The sequence below is a fragment of the Streptomyces sp. YJ-C3 genome, from assembly GCF_053891275.1.
This window is the reverse complement of sequence record NZ_CM132685.1, coordinates 1,210,244-1,231,886: the sequence shown is the minus strand read 5'-3', so window position 1 is coordinate 1,231,886 and position 21,643 is coordinate 1,210,244. Positions and strand designations below refer to the sequence as shown.

Sequence of the window (21,643 nt, the reverse complement as noted above, 5' to 3'; positions counted from 1 at the left end):
CATGGTCCGGACGGGCCGCCCCGGGTATCGGTCACTTCCCGGGATCTTCCGGGCCTCTGCGGGCCTCGCCCGGGTCATTTCACCGGCAGGTGGTATGCGATGCGGTACCGGTCGGCCGGGACCACGACGTCGGCCGTCTCCACCGGTCGGCCCGAGGCGAAGAACGTCCGGTGGATCACGAGCACCACATGCCCCGGCACCCCGCCGAGCGCGCTCAACTCCTCGGCCAGGCCGGGGCGGGCGGCCACTTCCTCCGTCACGTTGTCCACGATCACGTCGATCGCCGCCATGCGGTCGACGACGCCGCAGCCGCCCAGCGGGCCCTCCTCGGGGAGCATCACCGGGGTGCGGCCGGTGACGGCCAGCGGCTCCCACGACGTGGCCAGCATGACCGCCTCGCCCGCGTCCCGGTACACGTACCTCGTACACATCACGCGGTCGCCCGCGCGGATGCCGAGGCGCTCGGCGACCCCGCTGTCCGCCTCGCCCTGCTCGCTGCGCGATTCCCACGTCCCGCGCGCCGCCGGGTCGGCCTGCTCCTGCCGGAACGGCGTGGAGCCACCACCCGACCGGTAACCGGAGCGGGCCACGCGGCGCGGCACGGGTCGCTCGCGCACATACGTCCCGGACCCGGACCGCCCCTCGACGAGCCCCTCGGCCATGAGAACCTTGCGGGCCTCCAGGGCGACCGTGTCCGAGACCCCGTACTCCTCGCGGATCCTGGCCTGTGAGGGAAGACGTGTGTGCGGCGGCAGCGAACCATTGACGATCTTCCTGCGCAGATCTCCCGCGACGCGCAGGTACGCCGGCTGCTCACCGAATGTCACTGGTTGTTCCCCTCAGATCCCATCAGATTGACAGACAGCAACAGCCTGGCAACCGTGGGTTGAGCCGTGCAAGCAAAGGCCAAGGAATCACTCGAAGTGATGACAAGCAGGCTCTGAGGGCTTTACCCAGCGACTTTCTCCAGGTAGTGCATGTTTCACACATCGACTCCTGGATCGAGTGTGCGTGCGGTTGGGGTGGGACGGGGTTACGCGTGGAAGGGAGGGTGGCCGTCCGGGGCCGTCGTGGCGGCTTTCCGTCGCCTCCGACAGGTGTATGGGTGGGTGCGGGGCCGCCCTGGGCATGTCCGTGCTCGCCATCTTGATGGCCCCGCCGACTGCTTCGGCCGCCCTCACCGCGTGCACTGCGCTGCGCGCGCACATCCCCAGACCGGCCCCTCCCGTCTCGTACGCGAGTGATCGCCGGGGAGGCGTTGCCGACGACCGCCCGGACACCGAACACTCCCCCTCGTGCGCGTCCTTCTCCTACGTCGATTTGCCTAGGGTGCTCCCATGACCGCCCTTCCCGACTGCTATTGCCCCCTCGACGGGACCCGTGTGCCCGCCGGGTCGCTCGACTGGTGCTGTCCGGCCTGCCGAGGACCGCTCGACCTCGACTACGCGCCCACTCCAGCACCGCTCAAGTCCCTCGCCGGGCGGGTGAGTTCGCTGTGGCGTTACGCCGAGTGCCTGCCCCTCCCCACACCCGACTGCACGCTCGGCGAGGGCCGCACACCGGTCGTCCGGCTCACCGACAACGTCTCGGCCAAGCTGGACTTCCTCATGCCTACGCTGTCCTTCAAGGACCGCGGGGCCGTCATGCTCGCCGCCCTGGCCGCCCGGCTACGGCCCGAACGCGTCATCGCCGATAGCAGCGGCAACGCCGGGACGGCCGTCGCCGCGTACTGCGCCCGCGCCCAACTGCCGTGCACCGTCTACGTTCCCTCGGGCACGTCCCCCAAGAAGCTGGAGCAGATCGGGGCGCACGGCGCCCGGCTCGAAGTGGTGCCAGGGGATCGCGAGGCCACGGCGCAGGCGGCCCGTACGGCGGCCGACGACGGCGGCGTCTTCTACGCGAGCCACGTCCACAACCCCTACTTCCTGCACGGCACGAAGACCTACGTCCATGAGCTCTGGGAGGACCTCGGTGGCCGCCTTCCCGACGCGCTCGTCGTACCCGTCGGCAACGGCACCCTTCTCCTCGGCGCCGCCCTCGCCATCGCCGAGCTGCACACCGCGGGCCTGATCGACCGGCGGCCCGCGCTGCACGCCGTACAGGCCGCGGCGGTCGCACCGTTGGCCGAGGCCTGGCAGGCGGGAGCGGACGACCTGGTGGGCGTGACCCCCATGGCCCCCACCTTCGCGGAGGGCATCGCGATCCCCCGCCCGCCCCGCGCCCGCCAGATCCTTCGGGCAGTACGCGAATCCGGCGGCGCCTTCCATACGGTGACGGAGGATCAGATCAGGCACGCACAGCTCGACCTCGCCTCGCGCGGCCTGTACGTCGAGTCGACCGGCGTCGCCTGCTGGGCCGCGACCCGCGACGGAGGCTCCCTCTCGGCCATCCTGAACGGCCGTACCGCCGTGGTCCCCCTCTGCGGCGCGGGCCTCAAAACGGGCCTGGCAGCCCCCGCTCCGTCCACCTGACGCGCTTCGATCGCCGGAGGAGCTCGATCAGGGGCGCGGGTCGGATCCACCGGCGATCACTCGCGTACGAGACGGGAGGGGCCGGTCTGGGTATGTGCGCGCGCAGCACAGTGCACGCGGTGAGGGCGGCCGAAGCAGTCGGCGGGGCCATCAAGATGGCGAGCACGGACATGCCCAGGGCGGCCCCGCACCCGACCCGGCACCTGTCGGAGACGAGGGAAAGCCGCCACGGCGGCCCCAATCGGCCACCCTCCCTTCCATGCGTAACCCCACCCGGCACCAGAATTCGCCCGCCCCGCCTACACCCCCGGCGCGCATGCCACACCGTCCCGCCCCCACCCCGCACCCTCGACCCGTGACCACCGCCACCGCCACAAGCCGCCTCCTCAGCGCCCTCGCCCTCGCCACCGCCCTCACCACCTCCCTCCTCCCCGCCACCACCGCCCGGGCCGCGCCGGACACAAGCCGGACCCCACCCTGCGACACCCCCGCCTGGACCCTCTCCGCCCGCACCCCGCCCCCACCCGACGACCCGTTCCACGCCTACGCCGGCAACGGATACCTCGGCCTCCGCGTCCCGCCCACCGGCACGGGATACGCCGCCCCGGGCGGCCCCGACGCCAAGACCGGTTGGCCGTTGTACACGCACCCGTACGACGGCGCCTTCGTGTCCGGCCTCTACGCCCGCGGCCCCGCCAACACCGCCCACCGCCAGGCCCTCGCCGCCCTCCCCACCTGGACGGGCCTCGACGTGACGGCGAACGGCGAGACGTACGGGCCCGGCAGCCGCACCACGGGCTACCGGCAGAGTCTCGATCTGCGCTGCGGCATCGTGCGGACGTCCCTCACGTGGGTGCACCAGGACGGCCGCCGTACGGATCTGACGTTCGAGGTGCTCGCGGACCGGGCGCGCCCGCACGTGGGCGCGGTCCGGCTGCGCCTGACGCCGCGCTGGAGCGGCAGGGTCGGCGTCACCGATCGCATCGACGGCCGCGGCGCCCGCCGCGTCACGGCGACCGGCGCGGGCCCGGCGGGCAAGCGCACGACGGCGGTCGGGTTCCGTACGGACGGGACGGGGACGGAGGGCGCGGTGGCGTCCACGCTGCGCGCGCCGGGCCGCACCCGCCCGGCGGCCCGCACGGACGGCCTGAGCTCACGCCAGAGCGCGGACTTCGGCGTGAGCAGGGGTACCCGCTACGACGTCGTCAAGTACGTCGGCGTCGACACGGCCCGCACCTCCCGCTCGCCCCGCGCCGACGCGGTCACGGCCTCCCAGCGCGCGGCGGCCGCGGGCTGGGACGCGCTCATGGGTGAACACACGGACGCCTGGCAGAAGTTGTGGGCGTCGGACATCGAGGTCCCCGGGCGCCCCGCGCTGCAGAGACAGGTGCGCGCGGCCCAGTACGGCCTGCTGGCCTCCGTCCGGCCCGGCGCGCGTGACAGCATCCCGCCCACCGGCCTGAGCAGCGACGGCTACGCGGGGATGGTGTTCTGGGACGCCGAGACCTGGATGTTCCCTTCGCTGCTCGCCACGCGGCCACAACTCGCCCGGCCTGTACTGGAGTACCGCCACCGCACCCGCGCCGCCGCGGCGGACAACGCGCGCAAGACGTCCGTCGGCGGCCTCATGTACCCCTGGACGAGTGCGCGTTCGGGATCGCTCTGGAAGGAGTGCCAGAGCTGGTACCCGCCGCACTGTGTCATCCAGAACCATCTCCAGGGAGACATCGCACTGGCGGCCTGGCAGTACTACCAGGCGACCGGGGACCGCGCGTGGCTGCGCGCGAAGGGCTGGCCGCTGCTCAAGGGCCTTGCGGAGTACTGGACTTCGCGGGTGACGAAGAACGACGACGGGGCCGGCCGGTACTCGTACTCGATCAAGGACGTGGCGGGGCCGGACGAGTACAGCAACGGTGTCGACGACGGGGTCTACACGAACGCCGTCGCCGCGATGTCGCTGCGGTCGGCGGCGCGGGCGGCGCGGCTCGTCGGTGCGGAGCCGTCGCCGGAGTGGACGCGGATCGCCGGCCGGCTGCGGATTCCGTACGACGCGCGGCGCAAGGTGTTCCTCCAGTACGCGGGGTACGACATCGGCGGCGGCGCTTCCGACATCAAGCAGGCCGACGCCGTGCTGCTGCTGTATCCGCTGGACTGGCGGCCGATGCCGAAGGGCGCGGCGGCGGCGACGCTCGACTACTACGCGGCGCACACCGACCGCGACGGCCCGGCGATGACGGACTCGGTGCACGCGGTCGCGGCGGCGGCGATCGGTGAGCCGGGATGTTCGACGTACACCTTCCTGGAGCGGGCGTCGCGGCCGTTCTTCCGGGGGCCGTTCGGTACGTTCTCGGAGTCGCGCGGCGCGAAGGCGGGTGCGGGGGACGCGCTCGCGGGTTCACCGGCGCAGGACTTCCTCACCGGCAAGGGCGGTTTCCTGCAGGTGTTCACGCACGGCCTGACGGGGCTCAGGCTGCGGGACGACGACGCCGTGCACCTGGATCCGATGCTGCCGCCGCAGCTCTCGACGGGGGTGAAGGTCACGGGGCTCCGGTGGCGGGGACGGTCGTACGACGTGGCGATCGGGGCGGAGCGGACGACGGTGCGGCTCACGTCGGGCGAGCCGTTCACGGTGGACACGCCGGCCGGCCGCAAGCGGGTGACCGCCACCGGTCTCACCCTGCCGACCCGGCGCCCCGACCTCGTCCCCACGGCGGATCTGGCGCGCTGCCGCCCGGCGTCGGCGACGTCCGAGGACCCCGGCCAGTACGCGGGCGCGGCGGTCGACGGCAACCCGGCGACGACCTGGCTGCCCGCGCGCCCCGGCGCCTCGCTGACGGTGGACCTGGGGGCGGGGCGGACCCTGTCCCGGGTGACGGTGACGGGTACGCGGTCGTACCGGGTCCGGATGTCGGGGGACGGCCGGCGCTGGGTGCCGTTCGCCGCGGGCGGGACGGCGCGGTACGTGCGGGTGACGCAGACCGGTGAAAAGGCGCGGCCCGTCGGTGAGTTGACCGTGCGATAGCACTCCGCGCCGCGCCGCCCGGGCTCTCAGCCCACCGGGTCCAGGGCGGCGGCGGCCGGTTCCGGCCGGGGGCGCCGCACCGCGAGCTGCGCCCCTGCCGTGACGGCCAGGTTGACCGCGAGGGCGATCAGGCCCGTGTCCACCGTGCCGACGTCCACGCCGCCGAACGTCAGCCAGGTCAGTACGGCGACGCCGGTCACGATGCCCAGCAGGGCGGGCACCCAGTGCAGTCGTACCGTCCGCGCCAGGCCCATCACGATCGCCGGGGCGAGCTGGGTGAGGCCGCCGTAGGTGAGCAGGAGCAGGTCGGAGAGGAGGCCGGGGCGGGCCAGGCCGAGGACGAGGGCGAGGGTGGCCGCGGCGATGACGCACACGTGGTTGGTGCGCAGTTGCGTGCGGGGGTCGCGGACGCTGAACAGGTTGCGCGAGAGCAGACTGGAGATGCCCACGACGATCGCCGCGGACGGCACCATCGCGGCGGAGGCGGCCGCGACGGCGACCAGTCCGACGAGCCAGCCGGGCAGGGTCTGTCCGGCGAGGGTGAGGGCGACGGAGTTCGGTGCCGCGTCCTTCGGGACGAGGAGGACGCCCGCGAAGCCGACGATGATCGGGATGCCGAGGGCGAGTTGGTAGAGCGGGAGCCAGATCGCGTTGGAGCGCAGGGCACGTCCGCTGCGGGCGGCGAGGACGGGCGGCCACAGGTGGGCCATGGTGCCGAGGCCGCCGCCGATGCTGGAGATGATGACCGCGGTGACGAAGAACGTTCCGTCGTAGTCGCCCTGATGGAGGGTCAGGAGCTGGGGATGAGTGTCCCGGATCGTCGTGAAGAGGCCGCCGATGCCGCCGTCGACCGAGACCGCGACGGCCACGACGAGCACCACGAGCCCGGCGATCATCAGCGCGTCCTTGAGGTAGGCGACGCGGGCGATGCCGCGGATGCCGGACCACAGGACGAAGCCGACGGTGAGCACGGTGGCGAGGACCATGCTCCAGTTGCCGCCGGCACGGCTGCCGGTGGCGAGCTGCACGATGAGACCGAGGCCGGTGATCTGGAGCTGGAGGTAGGGCAGCAGGAACACCGCGCCGACGACGGCGACGACCTTCCCGAGCAGGGGGCTGCGGTAGCGGTCGACGAAGAAGTCCGCCTGGGTCAGATAGCCGCCCTGCAGGCCGAGTTGGCGCATCCGGGGTGAGGTGAAGTACTGGAGGACGAGGCTGATGGAGAGGTAGCACAGGGCGAAGGACGCGGCGACGCCGCCGCCGAACGCGATGCCCGCGAGGCCGAGGAAGCTGAACGTGGTGAACGCCTCGCCCGCTTGCAGGAACCAGGTGGTGAAGGTGGAGAAGCGGCGCTGGCCGACGGTCCACTCCCCCAGTTCGCCGCTCGGGGGCCGGCGTCCGCTGACCCCGACCACGGCGATGGCGACGATGCCGAGGACCGTGATGACCATGGTGCTGTTCACGCGGTCACCCCGTCCTCTTCGTCATCGCGAGGGCCGGTGAGGCGGTCGGCCAGGACGAGCGCGGCCGTCGTGCCCGCGGTCCAGATCAGGCACCAGCACAGGACGGACGGGATGCCGAGCCACAGGTGCGCCCCGTCGACGAACGGCAGGAACGGTGTGCTGAGGAAGGCCAGGACGGGCACGGCGGCCCAGAGCGCGTGCGGTGATCTCATCAGGGCTCCAGCTGAGGGGAGTTGAGCGCCCGGAGTGCAGGCCGAGGCGGTGAGGTCGCGGATACGTGCGGTCTAGGGCAGGTCGGGGGCGCGCCGTCCGTGGCCGGTGGCCGCCTCGTGGGCGGCGCCGACTTCGAGGACGGTGCGCTCGGCGCGCGGCGGGCCCACGATCTGCAGGCCCACGGGGAGTCCGGCCGCGGTGAAGCCGGCGGGGACGGAGAGTGCGGGTGCGCCCAGGACGGAGAGGAGGTACGCGGAGCGCATCCAGTCCAGGTAGGTGTGCTGCTGCTGTCCGTCGACGAGCGTCGGGTACTCCGACTCGACGTCGAAGGGCGCGACTTGGCTGACCGGGGCGATGAGTACGTCGTAGCGCTCGAAGAAGGCGACGGCGGCGAGGTGGAGGCGGGTGTGCTCGGCGCGGGCGCGGGAGAGGTCGGCGCCGCTGAGCTTCTGCCCCTGCTCGATGTTCCGTACGAGGCTGGGCTTGAGGGCGTCGCGGGAGGCCGCGAGGTAGCGGCCGAAGGCGTGCTGGAAGGTGTGGGCGCGCAGCGTCAGGAACACGTCGTCGGCGCCGTCCAGATCGGGGCAGTCCTCGGCGACCGTGCAGCCCAGGTCTTCGAGGACGGCCGCCTGCCGGTCGACGACGGCACGCACGTCGGGGTCCACCGGGACGCGTCCGCCGAGGTCGGGGGCGTAGGCGACGCGCAGTCCCGTCAGGTCGCGGTCCAGCGGAGCGCGGAAGACGGATCCGGGGGTCTCCAGGGACAGCGGGCTGCGCGGGTCGGGGCCCGCCATGACCGACAGGAGCAGGGCGGTGTCGGCGACGGTGCGGCCCATGGGCCCGGCGACGGCGAGGGTCTCCCACAGGTCGCCGGAGGGCAGGCAGGGCACTCGGCCCGGGGTAGTGCGCAGTCCGACGACGTTGCAGAACGAGGCCGGGTTGCGCAGCGAGCCGCCCATGTCGGAGCCGTCGGCGAGGGGTTGGAGGCGGGCGGCGAGCGCGGCCGCGGCGCCGCCGCTGCTGCCGCCGGCGGACCGGGTGAGGTCGTACGGGTTGCGGGTCGCGCCGAAGACGGGGTTGAAGGTGTGCGAACCGGCGGCGAACTCGGGGACGTTGGTCTTGCCGATGCGGATGGCGCCCGCCGACTGGATGCGCTGGACGAGGAGTTCGTCCTCGTCGGGCACGTGGTCGGCGAAGAGCGGGGAGCCGTGCGTGGTGCGCATCCCGCGGGTGAGGTGGGTGTCCTTGAAGGCGATGGGCAGTCCGTGGAGCGGCCCCAACTCGGCACCGGAAGCGGCGAGTTCATCGGCACGGTCAGCCGCTTCGAGCGCGCCCTGCGCATCCAGGGTCACGATGGCGTTGACGGCCGGGTTGATCCGCTCGATGCGGTCGAGGTGGGCGGTGACGACCTCGCGTGCCGACAGGTCGCGGCGGCGGATCCGGGTGGCGAGCTCGACGGCGTCGAGGGCACAGAGGTCATCGGAACCGGTGGGGCGTGCGGGCATGGCGGTCCTCGGGCGGGAGGCGACGGTGTGCGCCACCACACTGCGGGCCGATGACCGTTTCAGTCAATGACTCGTACACCATGAACTTTTAAGACGCTGAATTCATTTACATGAAACTTCTGGACGACTTCGCGGTAGCGGGTGGTCGTGAGACTCAGTGCACCGGCCCTCGCGTCGGCACCCCGCTGCGCTTCCACGCCTCCACCACCAGATGCGACTGCACGGCCTCCACCCGCCGCACCCACGGCGACTCGGTGAGGAACGCGTGCAGCGCGGACTTCGACGGCTGGGTCACGTCGACCAGGAGCTGGTGCTCGCCCATCACCACGGCCGCGTAGCGCACGAGCGGCGACTCGACGAGCAGTCGCCCCACCGCCTCGACCTCGTCGGGCCGGGTCCTGATCCACAGCAGCGCCTCGACGGGCAGCCCGAGCAGCGCGGGTTCCACGGCGGCCCGGATGCTGACGAGTCCCTGCTGCGTCAGGGACTCCACGCGGCGGCGGGCCGTGGCCACCGACACCCCGGCGGCCGCGGCGAGTTCGTCGTGCGTGCGGCGGCCGTCCTCGGCGAGCGCCCGCAGGATCGCCCGCTCCTCAGGGCCGGCCGCCTCGGCGTCCGGCGCCCCGACCCCGTCGGTCACCGGTGACCGTCCGCCGAGCGCCTCGATCTCGTCGGCGCCGAGGATCCCGGGCGACCACTCGTGCACGGTGCGGAAGTAGCGGAGCACCGGCGAGACCTGCTGTTCGACGAGCCCCGGCAGCGCGGGCACCTCGTCCAGCATCAGCCGCGCCAGCCCACCCTGCGCGCACTGGAGCTCGGCGACACAGTCGGCGGCGCCCGCGAGTACGTACGAGAAGATGGCGTCCTCGCGGCGGGCCGTGGCGACGGCCGTGTCCCGCACCGCGCCGGGCCGGCAGTTCATCCGCAGGATCACGGTCTCGCCCCGCACGACGAGCCCGCGCACCACGACGGCCCCGCTCTCCAGCAGCCGCAGTCCCCGGCGGGCGATCTTGCGCTCCGGCTCCTCCAGCGCGGTGGCGATCCGCCGCCAGGAGGCCCGGCCGTCGATCTGCAGGGCGGCGACGATCCGCTGGTCGAGGGGGTCGAGGGGGGCGGCGGGGTTCAGGGCTGTGGTCACGGGTCGACCCTAGTCAGGCGGGCGGCGCCCGCGGCGGGCCGTTCGAGTTCGATCAATTGCGGGAGAGAGCACAACCCTGGCCGGGCCATGTTTGTCCTGCTCACGTGAACCCCGCGCCGCATCCGAGCGCGGGGCGTTGATCAGTTGGAGAAGCACCATGCGAGCCACCACCCTTCGCCGTACCGCCCTGACCGCTTCCGCGGTCTCCCTCGTCCTTCTCGTCACCGCCTGCGGTGGCAGCGACTCGGACGAGGGGGACAAGAAGGCGGGCGGCGCCGCGGCGGAGAAGACGGCGGCGAAGACCCTCACCGCCGGCGAGCTGGAGAAGCTCGCGGTCGCCCAGGGCGACGTCAAGGACCACGAGATCACGAAGCCCGGCAAGGACGACGTCTTCGAGGCCGACGCGCTGTCCGTCGACAAGTCGCAGTGCAAGCCCGTCGCCCAGGCGCTGTCGGCCCTCCCCGCGGGCGAGCCCGCCGCGACCGTCCAGCGGCTCGTCGTCCACAAGTCCGAGAAGGCCAAGAAGGGCATGCCCTCGACGGCGGAGCTCGGGAAGATGACGGAGAAGGAGGCCGAGGACGCGACGATCGACTCGCTCGACATCACCAAGACCCTCACCTCCCTGTGGTCCTACGACGCCGACGGCGCCGAGCGGGCCCTCACCGCGCTGCGGGAGGCCGGCAAGAAGTGCGCCGGCGGCTTCACCATGACGGTCGACGGGGAGAAGCAGCAGGTCACGAAGGTCAGCGAGGAGAAGGTCGCCGCCGGGCAGGACGCGGTCGCCTGGACGGTGGGGACGAAGCAGGACGGCACTCCCGCCGACACCAAGGTCGTCGTCTTCCGGCAGGGCAACACGCTCGCCGGGTTCTCCTCCTTCAACATCGCGGCGGTCACCCGCGGTGAGGCGTTCGAGCAGCCGACGGCCGTGATCGACGCACAGGCGGCGAAGCTGGGCTGATCCGCCCGGGTGAGGGGGCGGGACAGACCGTCCCGCCCCCTCACAGCGGCCAGGCGGCGAGCAGATCGCCGGGGCCGTAGGCGGCATCGAGGCCCGGAGCGTCGACGCCGCTGCGCGCGACCGCCACGACCGGAACGGGTCCGTCGGTGAGGGCGGCCCGGTGTCGGTGGAGAGCCGCCAGGTCGTGCCGGTCGAAGGGGGACCGCTCCAGCCACTTGATGGAGCCGACGAAGAACAGCTCCTTGGCGACGGGGGCACGGTCCGCGCCGACGATGTCGATCTCGACGTCGTTGGTGCGGGTCCAGTAGCCGCCCACCGCGGGGGCCGCGGGCAACCGGTCGTCGGGGAGCATCCGCGCCAGGGCCTCACGGACAAGGGGTTCGACTGCCCGGCCGCGCCAACTGGTCCAGTTCTCCCGGATGCGCGCCAGGGTCAGATCGCCCCGCCCTCGCTCGATCTCCTCCATGGACGGGCCGAGCAGGTGCAGCCAGAACCGCAGGTAGGGATCTGCCACGCGGTAGCGGCGGTCCTTCGACGGACGCGGTGACACGGGCAGCTCCGCGGCGACGATCCGCTTGTCCGTGAGCAGCTCCAGCGCGCGCTGCAGCGGCGTGGCCCCGATGCCGCCGGCCGCACGGGCGATGTTGGTGAAGGTCCGCTCGCCACTGCCGATGGCCGCCAGCACCGTGCGTGCCTGCGCCTGCGGCGGGAACTCGGCCGCCAGCGAGCGCTCGGCCGACACCAGCAGGGCGGAGACCGGGTCACTCAGCGCCTCACCGAGGAAGTCCCACAGCCCCGCGCCCCGTGGCCACTCCGCGCAGATCAGCGGCAGCCCACCGGTGACGAGCGCGGCGTCGAACGCTTCTGCCGGATCCAGCCCGAGCATCCTCCCCACCTCGGCGGGGTTCAGCGGCCCCAGCACCATCTCCCGGCCGCGCTGGTGGAAGGGGCGCCCGTAACCGTTCAGCGCCTCCATCATCGAAAGATCGGAGCCGATGAGGACCAGCAGCACCGGCTTGGTCTCCAGGACCCGGTCCCAGGCCCGTTGCAGCATCCCCTCGAAGGCGCCGCCGCTGTCCATCAGATACGGCACTTCGTCGATGACCAGCACGCTCGCCCGGTCGGCGGGCAGCGCCGCGGCCAGCACATCGAACGCGGCGTCCCAGCTCTCCGGCCGCGCGGCGGCCACCAGCCGCGCCAGCGGCAGCGTCGACGCCTGGGCGTCCCGGGCCAGCCGTGCCAGATCATCCGCCGGGGACGCCCCGGTAGCGGCGTAGAACAAGAAGGGGGCCCCCGAGCGTTCCGCGAACCGCTCGACCAGTCGCGACTTTCCCACCCGGCGCCGCCCACGCAACATCACGCACCGACCGGGCCGCTCCCCGCCGACCCCGGCCGCCACCTTCTGGAGCTCTCGCTCCAGCGTCGCCAGCTCTTGGCGCCGGCCAACGAAGTCCACCACGTCTGCCGACCTCCACGCATGAGACTAACAACAATGTTAGTAACATTGACGTTAGCATTCATGCCGAAACGTGGCGTCGCCGAAGACCTGGCCGAGGAGCAATGACGACCCGGGAAAGAGCGGAGGCCCGACGGCGAAGAGTCGGGCCCCCGATGAGCTGGGTGTTGCCGGATCAGCGACGTAGCGGTGCGTCTGCGGCTACACGTTGAAGCGGAACTCCACCACGTCCCCGTCCTGCATCACATAGTCCTTGCCCTCCATACGGGCCTTGCCCGCCGAGCGGGCGTCCGCGACCGAGCCCGTCTCGACCAGGTCGTCGAAGGAGATGACCTCGGCCTTGATGAAGCCCTTCTGGAAGTCCGTGTGGATGACGCCGGCCGCCTCGGGGGCCGTGGCGCCCTTCTTGATCGTCCAGGCGCGGGATTCCTTGGGGCCGGCCGTCAGGTAGGTCTGGAGGCCGAGGGTGTTGAAGCCGACGCGGGCGAGCGTGGCGAGGCCGGGCTCCTCGGCGCCGACGGACTCCAGGAGCTCCATCGCGTCCTCCTCGTCGAGCTCGGCGAGGTCCGCCTCCAGCTTGGCGTTGAGGAAGATCGCCTCGGCCGGGGCGACCAGGGCGCTCTGCTCGGCCTTGAAGGTGTCGTCGGTGAGCTCGTCCTCGTCGACGTTGAAGACGTAGAGGAAGGGCTTGGTGGTGAGGAGGTGCAGGTCGTGCAGGAGCTCCTCGTTGCCGGAGCCCTGGACGATGCCCTGCGAGAAGAGCGTGTCGCCCCGCTCCAGGATCTCCTTGGCCTCCTCGACGGCCTTCACCTTCGGCGCGATGTCCTTCTTGATGCGCGACTCCTTCTGGAGGCGCGGCAGGACCTTCTCGATCGTCTGGAGGTCCGCGAGGATCAGCTCGGTGTTGATCGTCTCGATGTCGTCCTTGGGCGAGACCTTGCCGTCGACGTGCACGACGTTCTCGTCCTTGAAGGCGCGGATGACCTGGCAGATCGCGTCGGACTCCCGGATGTTCGCCAGGAACTTGTTGCCCAGGCCCTCGCCCTCGCTGGCGCCGCGCACGATGCCCGCGATGTCGACGAAGTCGACCGTCGCCGGGAGGACCTTCTGGGAGGAGAAGATCTCGGCGAGCTTGGTGAGGCGGGTGTCGGGGACGCCGACCACGCCGACGTTCGGCTCGATGGTGGCGAACGGGTAGTTGGCCGCGAGCACGTCGTTCTTGGTCAGGGCGTTGAACAGGGTCGACTTGCCGACATTCGGCAGACCGACGATTCCGATCGTGAGCGACACGTTGCGACTTCCCGTACAAGAGGAGAGGTGTGGGCAGTCCACCAGTCTACGGCCTCACCGCACCCGCCCCGGCGATGTATCGAACACGCGACCAGCGACAGTCAAGCTCGGCCAAAGGGCGTGTCCCGTGGCCTATTCCGCACATAAGCCCACCTATGTTGGGCGTGTGGAGCAACCCAGGACGCGTCCCCCGCAATCCCGCCCCCGCCGCACGGCCCCGCTGCCGCCGCAGGCGCAGGGCGAGCGCGCCGCCACGACCGCCGAGTCCGCCACCGTCTACCGGGCCGCCCGCCAGGGCCGCCGGGTGCCGCCGATCGTGCTCGCCCTGCGCCGTTTCCCGAACCCGCGGCTGACGGGGCTGGGCAGCGGCCTGTTCTGCGCGGCCGTGATGCTGGTGCTCGGCTTGCTGGACATGCTGCTGTTCGGCGGGGCGCCGGCCGTGTACGGCGTGCTGTTCCTGCTGGTCAGCGGACTGACGGCGGTGTGGGTGCGGAAGGCGGACCTGGTGACGGCGCCGGTGACGGTGCCGATCGCGTTCGCCGTCGGAGCGGTGCCGATCGCCGACGGCGCGGGCGGGCTCGGTGCGCAGCTGATGGGTGTCTTCACGACGCTCGCCATGAACGCGGGCTGGCTGTACGGCGGCACGCTCGTCGCCGGTGTCATCGTGACCGTGCGCAAGGTCCGGCTGATGGCCCGCCGGGCCGCGCAGCGGCGGGCCGACCGGTCCGCGCCGCCGTCGAAGGCCCCGGCCCCTCGGCGGCGTACCGCGTAGCGAGAGCGGCCAGGGCCTGCCTCAGGTGCGCGACGCCGTCATCGCCGCGCCCACGATCCCGGCGTTGTTCTGCAGCTGCGCCGGGACGATCTCCGCCTTGATGCCCTCGATCAGGGGCAGGAACTTGTGGGCCTTGCGGCTGACGCCGCCGCCGATGATGAACAGCTCCGGCGAGAACAGCATCTCGACGTGGGCCAGGTACTTCGTGACGCGCTTGGCCCAGTGCTCCCAGCTCAGGTCGTGGTCCTCCTTGGCCTTGGTGGAGGCGCGGTGCTCGGCGTCGTGGCCGTCGAGCTCCAGGTGGCCGAGCTCGGTGTTGGGGACGAGGACGCCCTCGCTGAACAGGGCGCTGCCGATGCCGGTGCCGAAGGTGAGCAGCAGCACGGTGCCCTTGCGGCCGCGTCCCGCGCCGAAGCTCATCTCGGCGACGCCCGCCGCGTCCGCGTCGTTCAGGATCGTGACGGGCAGGCCGCCGAGCTTCTCGCTGAGCAGGGCCCGGGCGTCGACGTCGACCCAGCTCTTGTCGACGTTGGCGGCGGTACGGATCGTGGAGCCGCCGGTGACGACGCCGGGGAAGGTGATGCCGACCCGGTCGCAGCCGCCCTCGAAGTGGTCGACGACCTGCTTGACCCCGTCGGCCACGGCGTCGGGCGTGGCCGGTTGCGGGGTCAGTACCTTGAACCGCTCCTGGGCGAGATCACCGCGCTCCAGGTCGACCGGGGCGCCCTTGATCCCGGATCCGCCGATGTCCACACCGAAGATCTCCATGGGCACCACGGTACGACGCCGTGGCTCCGGTCACTTCTCGGCCGGGGAACCGTCCACCAGAGCGGCCGCCTCGGCGCGCAGGTCGCGGCGGAGTTCCTTCGGCAGCGAGAAGGTGATGGACTCCTCGGCCGCCTTGACGATCTCCACGTCCGCGTAGCCGCGCTGGGAGAGGTACTCCAGGACCTCCTCGACGAGGACGTCGGGGACGGAGGCGCCCGAGGTGACGCCGACGGTGGTCACGCCGTCCAGCCAGGCCTCGTCGATCTCGCTCGCGAAGTCGACGAGGTGGGCGTCCTTCGCGCCGGCCAGCTTGGCGACCTCGACGAGGCGCACCGAGTTCGACGAGTTGCGCGAGCCGACGACGATGACGAGGTCGGACTCGGCGCCCATCTGCTTCACGGCGAGCTGGCGGTTCTGCGTGGCGTAGCAGATGTCGTCGCTGGGCGGCGAGACGAGACCGGGGAACTTGGTCTTGAGGGCGTCGACCGTCTCCATCGTCTCGTCGACGGAGAGGGTGGTCTGGGAGAGCCAGACGACCTTGTCCGGGTCGCGGACCTCGACCTTGGCGACGTCCTCGGGGCCGTCGACCAGCGTGATGTGGTCGGGGGCCTCGCCGGAGGTGCCGATGACCTCCTCGTGGCCCTCGTGGCCGATCAGGAGGATGTCGAAGTCGTCGTTGGCGTAGCGGATCGCTTCCTTGTGGACCTTGGTGACCAAGGGGCAGGTCGCGTCGATGGTGGCGAGCTTGCCGCGCTCGGCCTCTTCGTGGACGGTCGGGGCGACGCCGTGCGCGGAGAACATCACGATGGAGCCCTCGGGGACCTCGTCCGTCTGCTCGACGAAGATGGCGCCCTTCCGCTCGAGGGTCTGCACGACGTACTTGTTGTGCACGATCTCGTGGCGGACGTAGATCGGGGAACCGTACTGCTCCAGGGCTTTCTCGACGGCGATCACGGCACGGTCCACACCGGCGCAGTAGCCACGGGGGGCGGCGAGCAGGACGCGGCGGGAGCCAGTCGTAGCAGTCATGCCTCCCATCGTAAGGGCGCGCCCAGGAGGCCAAAGATCCCCCGTCTGGTGAGACTGGGATCCTCGCGACCCACGGAGGCAGGATGTCCGCCGACACGACCCATGAAGAGGCGGCGCTGCGGCGCTCTCTCGGTTTCCGGGACCTCGTCGTCTACGGGTTGTTGTTCATCGCCCCGATGGCGCCCGTCGGTGTCTTCGGCACCCTCGACGCGAAGTCGCACGGCGCGGTCGCGCTGGTCTACATCGTGGCGACGGTCGCGATGGCGTTCACCGCATTCAGCTACGCCCAGATGGTGCGGGTCGCTCCGCGGGCGGGGTCCGTGTACGCCTACGCGCGCGTGGGCCTCGGCAAGGGGCCGGGGTTCATCGCGGGCTGGATGGCGATGCTGGACTATCTGCTGATCCCGGCCGTGGCGTATCTCTTCTCGGGCATCGCCATGAACGCGCTGGTGCCGTCGGTGTCGCGGTGGGTGTGGACGGCGCTGGCGGTGGTCATCACGACGCTGCTGAACCTGTGGGGCGTACGGGCAGCGGCCCGGGTCGGCTTCGCGGTGCTGGCGCTGGAGATCGTGGTGCTGCTGGTGTTCGTGGTGTCCGCGATCGTGGTGCTGGCCCGGGACGGCGCGGAGCGGGACTGGCTGTCGCCGCTGACCGGGGACGGTACACAGGGCGCGTTCGCCCTGTCGGCGGTGATCGGCGCGGTATCGGTGGCGGTCCTTTCGTATCTGGGCTTCGACGCGATCGCCACGTTCGCCGAGGAGGTGACGGGCGGCTCGGCGAAGGTGGCGCGGGCGGTGCTGTTCTGTCTGGCGTTCACGGGTGTGCTGTTCGTGCTGCAGACGTACCTGGTGGCGCTCCTTGAGCCGACGACCTCGGCGCAGCTGGCGGCGGATCCGGGCAAGCAGGGGTCCGCGTTCTACGACGCCGTGGACGCGTCGGTCGGCGGGTGGCTGCACGACCTGGTGGCGGTGAGCAAGGCGATCGGCGCGGCGTTCGCGGCGCTGGCCGGGCAGGCCGCGGCGGGCCGGCTGCTGTTCGCGATGGCCCGTGACCGGCGGCTGCCGAAGGCGCTGTCCCGGACGGACTCCGGGGTGCCGCGGGTGGCGCTGCTGATCGCGGCGGTGATCACGCTGGTGGCGGCGGTGTGGGCGGCGCGGCGCGACGACGGCATGGACCACCTGGTCTCGGTCGTCGACATCGGCGCGCTGACCGCCTTCACGCTGCTGCACGCCAGTGTGGTCGGCTATTTCGCGGTACGGCGCCGGGGCGGTCCGGTGAGCTGGTGGCGGCACGTCCTGGTCCCGGTGCTCGGCGCGGCGATCACCGTCGCGGTGATCGTGGAGGCGTCCGGCGCGGCCCAGGTGGTCGGTGCGATCTGGCTGGTCGTGGGGCTCGTGGTGCTGGTGGCGCAGCGGGGGCGGGCGGCGGACCCGGCGTAGTCCGGCCGCCGCCCGCCCCTGGGGCTGGTCAGGGGGTCAGCGGTGGCGTCCGTTCCTGCGCAGTCGGCCCAGGGCGATCGCTCCGGCACCCGTGACGACCAGGGCGACCGCGATGCCGCCGAGGACGGCGGAGGTCCGCCGGTCCGAGCCGGTGTGCGCGAGCGCGGGGCCGGTCGGCGAGGGGCTCGTGGGCGTCGAGTGGGTCGGGGCGGGCGACGTGGGCGTGTTCGTGCCCCCGGTCGGGGTGGGCGTCGGGGTGGGCGTCGAGGTGCTCCCGGTCGGGGTGGGGGTGGGCGAGGGGGTCGGCGACGTGTTCCCCGTCGGTGTCGCGGTGGGCGTCGGGGTCGGCGTGGGACTGGGGGTGGCCGTACCGCCGTCGGGCGACTTCGTCGGCGTAGGACTTGGGGTCGGCGTCGGCTCGTCCTCGCACTGCACCTTCCCGTCGAACGGGCGGTAGTGGATCTCCCCCGCGTTCACCGCGCTGCCCCCTACGGCCGCGGTCGAGCCCTGGACCAGCGATTTCACGATGACGTCGCCCTCGATGTTCGAGGAGTCGAGGTCGATGAACTCGGCGCTCGGCGCGTAGACCGTGCCCTCGATCTCGTCGCCGTCCGGGTTGGTGATCTTCGTGGCGTCCGGGAAGTCCCACAGGATGTGGGTCTGGGAGCTGCCGACCCCGGCCATCGTCGGCGTGTGCCAGGTGAAGTCCCCGCCCTCCGCGCTGGTGTCCACCACGATCACCAGGGGCGCGTCGGCCGTCGGCTGGTTCAGCAGTGTCAGGGTCGAGATGTTGTTGAGCATCGCGCCGGTGACGTGCAGCACGTTGGTGCGGCCGCTGTCGAGGGAGATCTTGATCTGGGAGTTCGGCGCGACGGTCGTCTGGTCGGGCAGCGGATCGCCGTTGCCGTCGCGCAGCACGACGTTGTTCGCACAGGTCGCCATCTGCTGCGCGCGGTCCCGGTACGTGGTGAACAGGCCGGGGAAGTCCATCAGGTTCGCGGGGCCGACGCTCGCGGCGGCCTGGCGCGTGCTCAGCTCGATCCGAGGCGTGGCGTCGTACGGGGCGCCGGCGGCGTTGACGTGCGTGTTGACGGAGGCGCCGTTGCTGTCGGTGTCCAGCGCGTGCCCGCCGGTCATGTCGCCGATCTTGACGTAGCCGTTCTGCAGGACCTTGAGGACGCCGGACGGGTCGCTCTGGTCGTAGCGGACGCGGCCGCCGACGAGCAGCGCGGTGGGCCGTGTGTCGCCGGGGGCGGTGAAGGAGCCGGCGGTGTTCAGGGAGACGTTGTAGCCGGCGCCGAAGCGCAGGTCGCCGCCGACGGCGACGGGCCCTTCCGACTCGGTGCTGCCGAGGTAGGCGTCGTCTTCGGTGACGACCCCGAAGCCGTTGTTCCCGGCGACGGGGTTGCCGATGGTCACGGTGTCGCGCAGGGCGGCGGCCGGCGCGGAGCTCACCGGGCCCGCGGCCAGCAGCAGCCCGCCCGCGCACACGGCACAGGTCGCCACCGCCGCGGCCGGGACCGCTGCTTTGATCACTCTTGTCATACCGGCCGACGCTAAGGACGGTGCGCGCGCGAGCCCGGGAGGTCACGCCGGGGCCCGGTCAGGACAACCCGTGTGCCCCACATCGCTGTCGGTCCCGGCGGCTACCCTCGCGGCATGGCTGCCAACACGTCCCCCGAGACCCCGCTGCCCGTGGGCGAGGTCTCCCGGCTCATCGGCGGATGGATCGACCGGCTCGGCGCCGTGTGGGTCGAGGGGCAGATCACCCAGCTGTCCCGCAGACCCGGGGCGGGCGTGGTGTTCCTGACGCTGCGCGACCCGTCGTACGACATCTCGGTGTCGGTCACCTGCTACCGGCAGGTGTTCGACGCGGTGGCGGACGTGGTGCGCGAGGGCTCCCGGGTCGTCGTGCACGCGAAGCCGGAGTGGTACGCGCCGCGCGGGCAGCTCTCCCTGCGCGCCGCCGAGATCCGCCCGGTCGGGGTCGGTGAGCTGCTGGCGCGTCTGGAGCAGCTGAAGAAGTCGCTGGCGGCGGAGGGGCTGTTCGCGGCCGACCGCAAGAAGCCGCTGCCGTTCCTGCCGCAGCTGATCGGGCTGGTCTGCGGCCGCGCCTCGGCGGCCGAGCGCGATGTGCTGGAGAACGCGCGGCACCGCTGGCCGGCCGTCCGCTTCGAGGTGCGCAATGTGCCGGTGCAGGGTGTGCACGCGGTGCCGCAGGTCGTCCAGGCGGTCAAGGACCTGGACGCGCGGGCCGACGTCGACGTGATCATCGTGGCGCGGGGCGGCGGCAGCGTGGAGGACCTGCTGCCGTTCTCGGACGAGCAGTTGGTGCGGGCGGTGGCGTCCTGTCGTACGCCCGTCGTCTCCGCCATCGGGCACGAGCCGGACAACCCGCTGCTCGACTACGTCGCCGATCTGCGCGCCTCGACGCCCACCGACGCGGCGAAGAAGGTGGTGCCGGACGTCGGGGAGGAGTACGAGCGGGTGCGCTGGCTGCGCGACCGGGCGCGGCGCAGCGTGGAGGCGTTCGTCGAGCGCGAGGAGCGGGGCCTGGCCGCGGCGCTGTCCCGGCCCTCGATAGAGGACCCGCACCGCATGGTCGACGAGCGCGAGGAGCAGGTCGCGGCGCTGACCGAGCGGGCCCGGCGCACGCTCGGCCATCTGTTGGACCGCGCCGAGTCCGAGCTGACGCACACGCACGCGCGCGTGGTCGCCCTCTCCCCCGCGGCGACGCTCAAGCGCGGCTATGCGGTGCTGCAGAAGGCGGACGGTCATGTGGTGCGCGCCCCGGCCGAGGCGGCGCCGGACGAGGAGTTGCGGGCCAGGGTCGCGGAGGGCGAGTTCACCGTACGCGTCACAGAGGCACCGGCCGCAGAGGCACCGGACACAGATGGACCGGCCACGGAAGCACTGGCCACAGAAACCGAAGCGTGAGGACGGACAGCAGCATGACCACGAAGACGGCCGACGAGACGCTCGGCTACGAGCAGGCGCGGGACGAACTGATCGATGTCGTACGGCGGCTGGAGGCCGGCGGCACGTCCTTGGAGGAGTCCCTCGCCCTGTGGGAGCGCGGCGAGGAGCTGGCGAAGGTGTGCCGTCGCTGGCTGGACGGGGCGCGGGCCCGGCTCGACGCGGCGCTGGCCGAGACGGACGACGGCGACGGCGAGGCCGCCGGGGACGACGCCGAGGAGGAGTGAGGGACGCTTGTGAACAGGGTCACGAGGGGTTTGGTTGAAAGTTGAACCTCATCGGCGTAGTGTCGGACGCACCGGCTGATCCGGACGGATCGGATCGCCGCAGCCGTCACGTCGTACCGAGAAGGTTGATCGATGTCTCTCGTTCTTGACCCCGCCGCCCAGGACCTGCTCTTCCGCGAGGCCCGCACCGCGAACACCTTCACCGACGAGCCGGTGACCGACGAGCAGGTTCAGGCGATCTACGACCTGGTCAAGTTCGGCCCGACCGCCTTCAACCAGTCGCCGCTGCGCATCACCCTGGTCCGCTCCCCCGAGGCCCGCGAGCGCCTCGTGCAGCACATGGCCGAGGGCAACCGCCCGAAGACCGCCACCGCCCCGCTGGTCGCGATCCTCTCCGCGGACAACGAGTTCCACGAGGAGCTCCCGCAGCTGCTCCCGCACTTCCCGCAGGCCAAGGACGCCTTCTTCTCGGAGCGCCCGGTCCGCGAGCAGGCCGCCCTGCTGAACGCGGCGCTGCAGGCCGCCTACTTCATCATCGGCGTGCGCGCCGCCGGGCTCGCCGCGGGCCCGATGACCGGTGTCGACTTCGCCGGCCTCCAGAAGGAGTTCCTGGACGCCGACCACACCCCGCTCATGGTCATCAACATCGGCAAGCCCGGCGAGGACGCCTGGTTCCCCCGCTCCCCGCGCCTCGAGCTGGACCAGGTCATCACGACCGTCTGAGCCACACCCGCACCTGCGAGAGGGCCCCGGCTTCGAGTGAAGCCGGGGCCCTCTCGCACACCCCCGCACCGGCGCGACCCGTTTGTCCGGCTGGGGGTCCGGGTGTCACCCCCCGGGAGAACACAGCATCATCGGCGTGCGCGCCGCCGGGCTCGCCGCGGGCCCGATGACCGGTGTCGACTTCGCCAGCCTC

Annotated in this window: 18 protein-coding genes; 8 read left to right on the top strand and 10 right to left on the bottom strand. The window is 71.9% G+C overall.

The annotated features are described in order from the left end of the window. Nucleotides 1-74: 74 nt before the first annotated feature. A complete protein-coding gene (locus ACVHNB_RS05470) occupies nucleotides 75-827 on the bottom strand; it encodes a GntR family transcriptional regulator (RefSeq protein WP_428952535.1) in 753 nt (250 codons plus the stop codon). 510 nt (nucleotides 828-1,337) lie between these two features. Here ACVHNB_RS05470 and ACVHNB_RS05465 point away from each other — a divergent pair. Together ACVHNB_RS05465 and ACVHNB_RS05460 are read left to right on the top strand one after the other, a co-directional pair. Continuing rightward, nucleotides 1,338-2,471 carry a threonine synthase gene (locus tag ACVHNB_RS05465; protein WP_456227533.1) on the top strand — a complete coding sequence of 378 codons (1,134 nt, stop codon included), beginning with the start codon at nucleotides 1,338-1,340 and terminating at the stop codon, nucleotides 2,469-2,471. A 316-nt stretch (nucleotides 2,472-2,787) separates the two neighbouring features. Next, nucleotides 2,788-5,493, top strand: a complete 2,706-nt coding sequence (locus ACVHNB_RS05460; protein ID WP_456227532.1) for a glycosyl hydrolase family 65 protein — start codon at nucleotides 2,788-2,790, stop codon at nucleotides 5,491-5,493. A gap of 26 nt (nucleotides 5,494-5,519) precedes the next feature. Here ACVHNB_RS05460 and ACVHNB_RS05455 read toward each other — a convergent pair whose 3' ends face one another. The 4 genes from ACVHNB_RS05455 to ACVHNB_RS05440 form a co-directional block, all read right to left on the bottom strand. Beyond that, nucleotides 5,520-6,956, bottom strand: a complete 1,437-nt coding sequence (locus tag ACVHNB_RS05455; protein ID WP_456227531.1) for a sodium:solute symporter family protein — start codon at nucleotides 6,954-6,956, stop codon at nucleotides 5,520-5,522. Further along, a complete protein-coding gene (locus ACVHNB_RS05450; RefSeq protein WP_456227530.1) occupies nucleotides 6,953-7,168 on the bottom strand; it encodes a hypothetical protein in 216 nt (71 codons plus the stop codon). The genes ACVHNB_RS05455 and ACVHNB_RS05450 overlap by 4 nt, the downstream gene beginning before the upstream one ends. A 72-nt stretch (nucleotides 7,169-7,240) precedes the next feature. Continuing rightward, nucleotides 7,241-8,674 (bottom strand): amidase, encoded by a 1,434-nt coding sequence (locus ACVHNB_RS05445; RefSeq protein WP_456227529.1) that lies wholly within the window; start codon nucleotides 8,672-8,674, stop codon nucleotides 7,241-7,243. A gap of 154 nt (nucleotides 8,675-8,828) precedes the next feature. Next, nucleotides 8,829-9,812: an Lrp/AsnC family transcriptional regulator gene (locus ACVHNB_RS05440; protein ID WP_456227528.1), complete on the bottom strand. Its 984-nt coding sequence runs from the start codon at nucleotides 9,810-9,812 to the stop codon at nucleotides 8,829-8,831. A gap of 157 nt (nucleotides 9,813-9,969) precedes the next feature. Between ACVHNB_RS05440 and ACVHNB_RS05435 the strand changes: the two genes are divergently transcribed. Next, the gene (locus ACVHNB_RS05435; protein WP_456227527.1) at nucleotides 9,970-10,770 is read left to right on the top strand and encodes a hypothetical protein; all 801 of its coding nucleotides are present in this window, start codon (nucleotides 9,970-9,972) and stop codon (nucleotides 10,768-10,770) included. 40 nt (nucleotides 10,771-10,810) lie between these two features. Here ACVHNB_RS05435 and ACVHNB_RS05430 read toward each other — a convergent pair whose 3' ends face one another. Beyond that, the gene (locus ACVHNB_RS05430; protein WP_428952543.1) at nucleotides 10,811-12,229 is read right to left on the bottom strand and encodes an ATP-binding protein; all 1,419 of its coding nucleotides are present in this window, start codon (nucleotides 12,227-12,229) and stop codon (nucleotides 10,811-10,813) included. 198 nt (nucleotides 12,230-12,427) lie between these two features. Beyond that, complete coding sequence (gene ychF / locus ACVHNB_RS05425) at nucleotides 12,428-13,516, bottom strand: redox-regulated ATPase YchF (RefSeq protein WP_428952547.1); 1,089 nt, start codon at nucleotides 13,514-13,516, stop codon at nucleotides 12,428-12,430. Nucleotides 13,517-13,682: 166 nt separating this feature from the next. Here ychF and ACVHNB_RS05420 point away from each other — a divergent pair, with 166 nt between their 5' ends. Continuing rightward, complete coding sequence (locus tag ACVHNB_RS05420) at nucleotides 13,683-14,288, top strand: DUF6542 domain-containing protein (protein ID WP_428952548.1); 606 nt, start codon at nucleotides 13,683-13,685, stop codon at nucleotides 14,286-14,288. Between the two features lie 21 nt (nucleotides 14,289-14,309). Here ACVHNB_RS05420 and ppgK read toward each other — a convergent pair whose 3' ends face one another. Both ppgK and ACVHNB_RS05410 read right to left on the bottom strand, forming a co-directional pair. Beyond that, nucleotides 14,310-15,056 (bottom strand): polyphosphate--glucose phosphotransferase, encoded by a 747-nt coding sequence (gene ppgK, locus ACVHNB_RS05415; protein WP_428952549.1) that lies wholly within the window; start codon nucleotides 15,054-15,056, stop codon nucleotides 14,310-14,312. Nucleotides 15,057-15,086: 30 nt separating this feature from the next. Beyond that, the gene (locus ACVHNB_RS05410) at nucleotides 15,087-16,094 is read right to left on the bottom strand and encodes a 4-hydroxy-3-methylbut-2-enyl diphosphate reductase (RefSeq protein ID WP_428952550.1); all 1,008 of its coding nucleotides are present in this window, start codon (nucleotides 16,092-16,094) and stop codon (nucleotides 15,087-15,089) included. A 74-nt stretch (nucleotides 16,095-16,168) separates the two neighbouring features. On the opposite strand from ACVHNB_RS05410, the gene ACVHNB_RS05405 reads away from it, so the two are divergent. Continuing rightward, on the top strand, nucleotides 16,169-17,524 hold the full coding sequence (locus ACVHNB_RS05405; RefSeq protein ID WP_428952551.1) for an APC family permease: 1,356 nt from the start codon (nucleotides 16,169-16,171) through the stop codon (nucleotides 17,522-17,524). A 36-nt stretch (nucleotides 17,525-17,560) separates the two neighbouring features. On the opposite strand, the gene ACVHNB_RS05400 is transcribed toward ACVHNB_RS05405, so the two are convergent. Continuing rightward, entirely contained in the window at nucleotides 17,561-19,069 is a 1,509-nt protein-coding gene (locus ACVHNB_RS05400; protein ID WP_456227526.1) for a collagen-binding domain-containing protein, read from the bottom strand. 114 nt (nucleotides 19,070-19,183) lie between these two features. Here ACVHNB_RS05400 and xseA point away from each other — a divergent pair, with 114 nt between their 5' ends. From xseA to ACVHNB_RS05385, 3 genes are all read left to right on the top strand, one after another. Then, complete coding sequence (gene xseA / locus ACVHNB_RS05395) at nucleotides 19,184-20,461, top strand: exodeoxyribonuclease VII large subunit (protein WP_456227525.1); 1,278 nt, start codon at nucleotides 19,184-19,186, stop codon at nucleotides 20,459-20,461. A 14-nt stretch (nucleotides 20,462-20,475) separates the two neighbouring features. Further along, nucleotides 20,476-20,727 carry an exodeoxyribonuclease VII small subunit gene (locus ACVHNB_RS05390; RefSeq protein ID WP_456227524.1) on the top strand — a complete coding sequence of 84 codons (252 nt, stop codon included), beginning with the start codon at nucleotides 20,476-20,478 and terminating at the stop codon, nucleotides 20,725-20,727. A gap of 132 nt (nucleotides 20,728-20,859) precedes the next feature. After that, the gene (locus ACVHNB_RS05385; RefSeq protein WP_428952555.1) at nucleotides 20,860-21,450 is read left to right on the top strand and encodes a malonic semialdehyde reductase; all 591 of its coding nucleotides are present in this window, start codon (nucleotides 20,860-20,862) and stop codon (nucleotides 21,448-21,450) included. Nucleotides 21,451-21,643 lie beyond the last annotated feature (193 nt).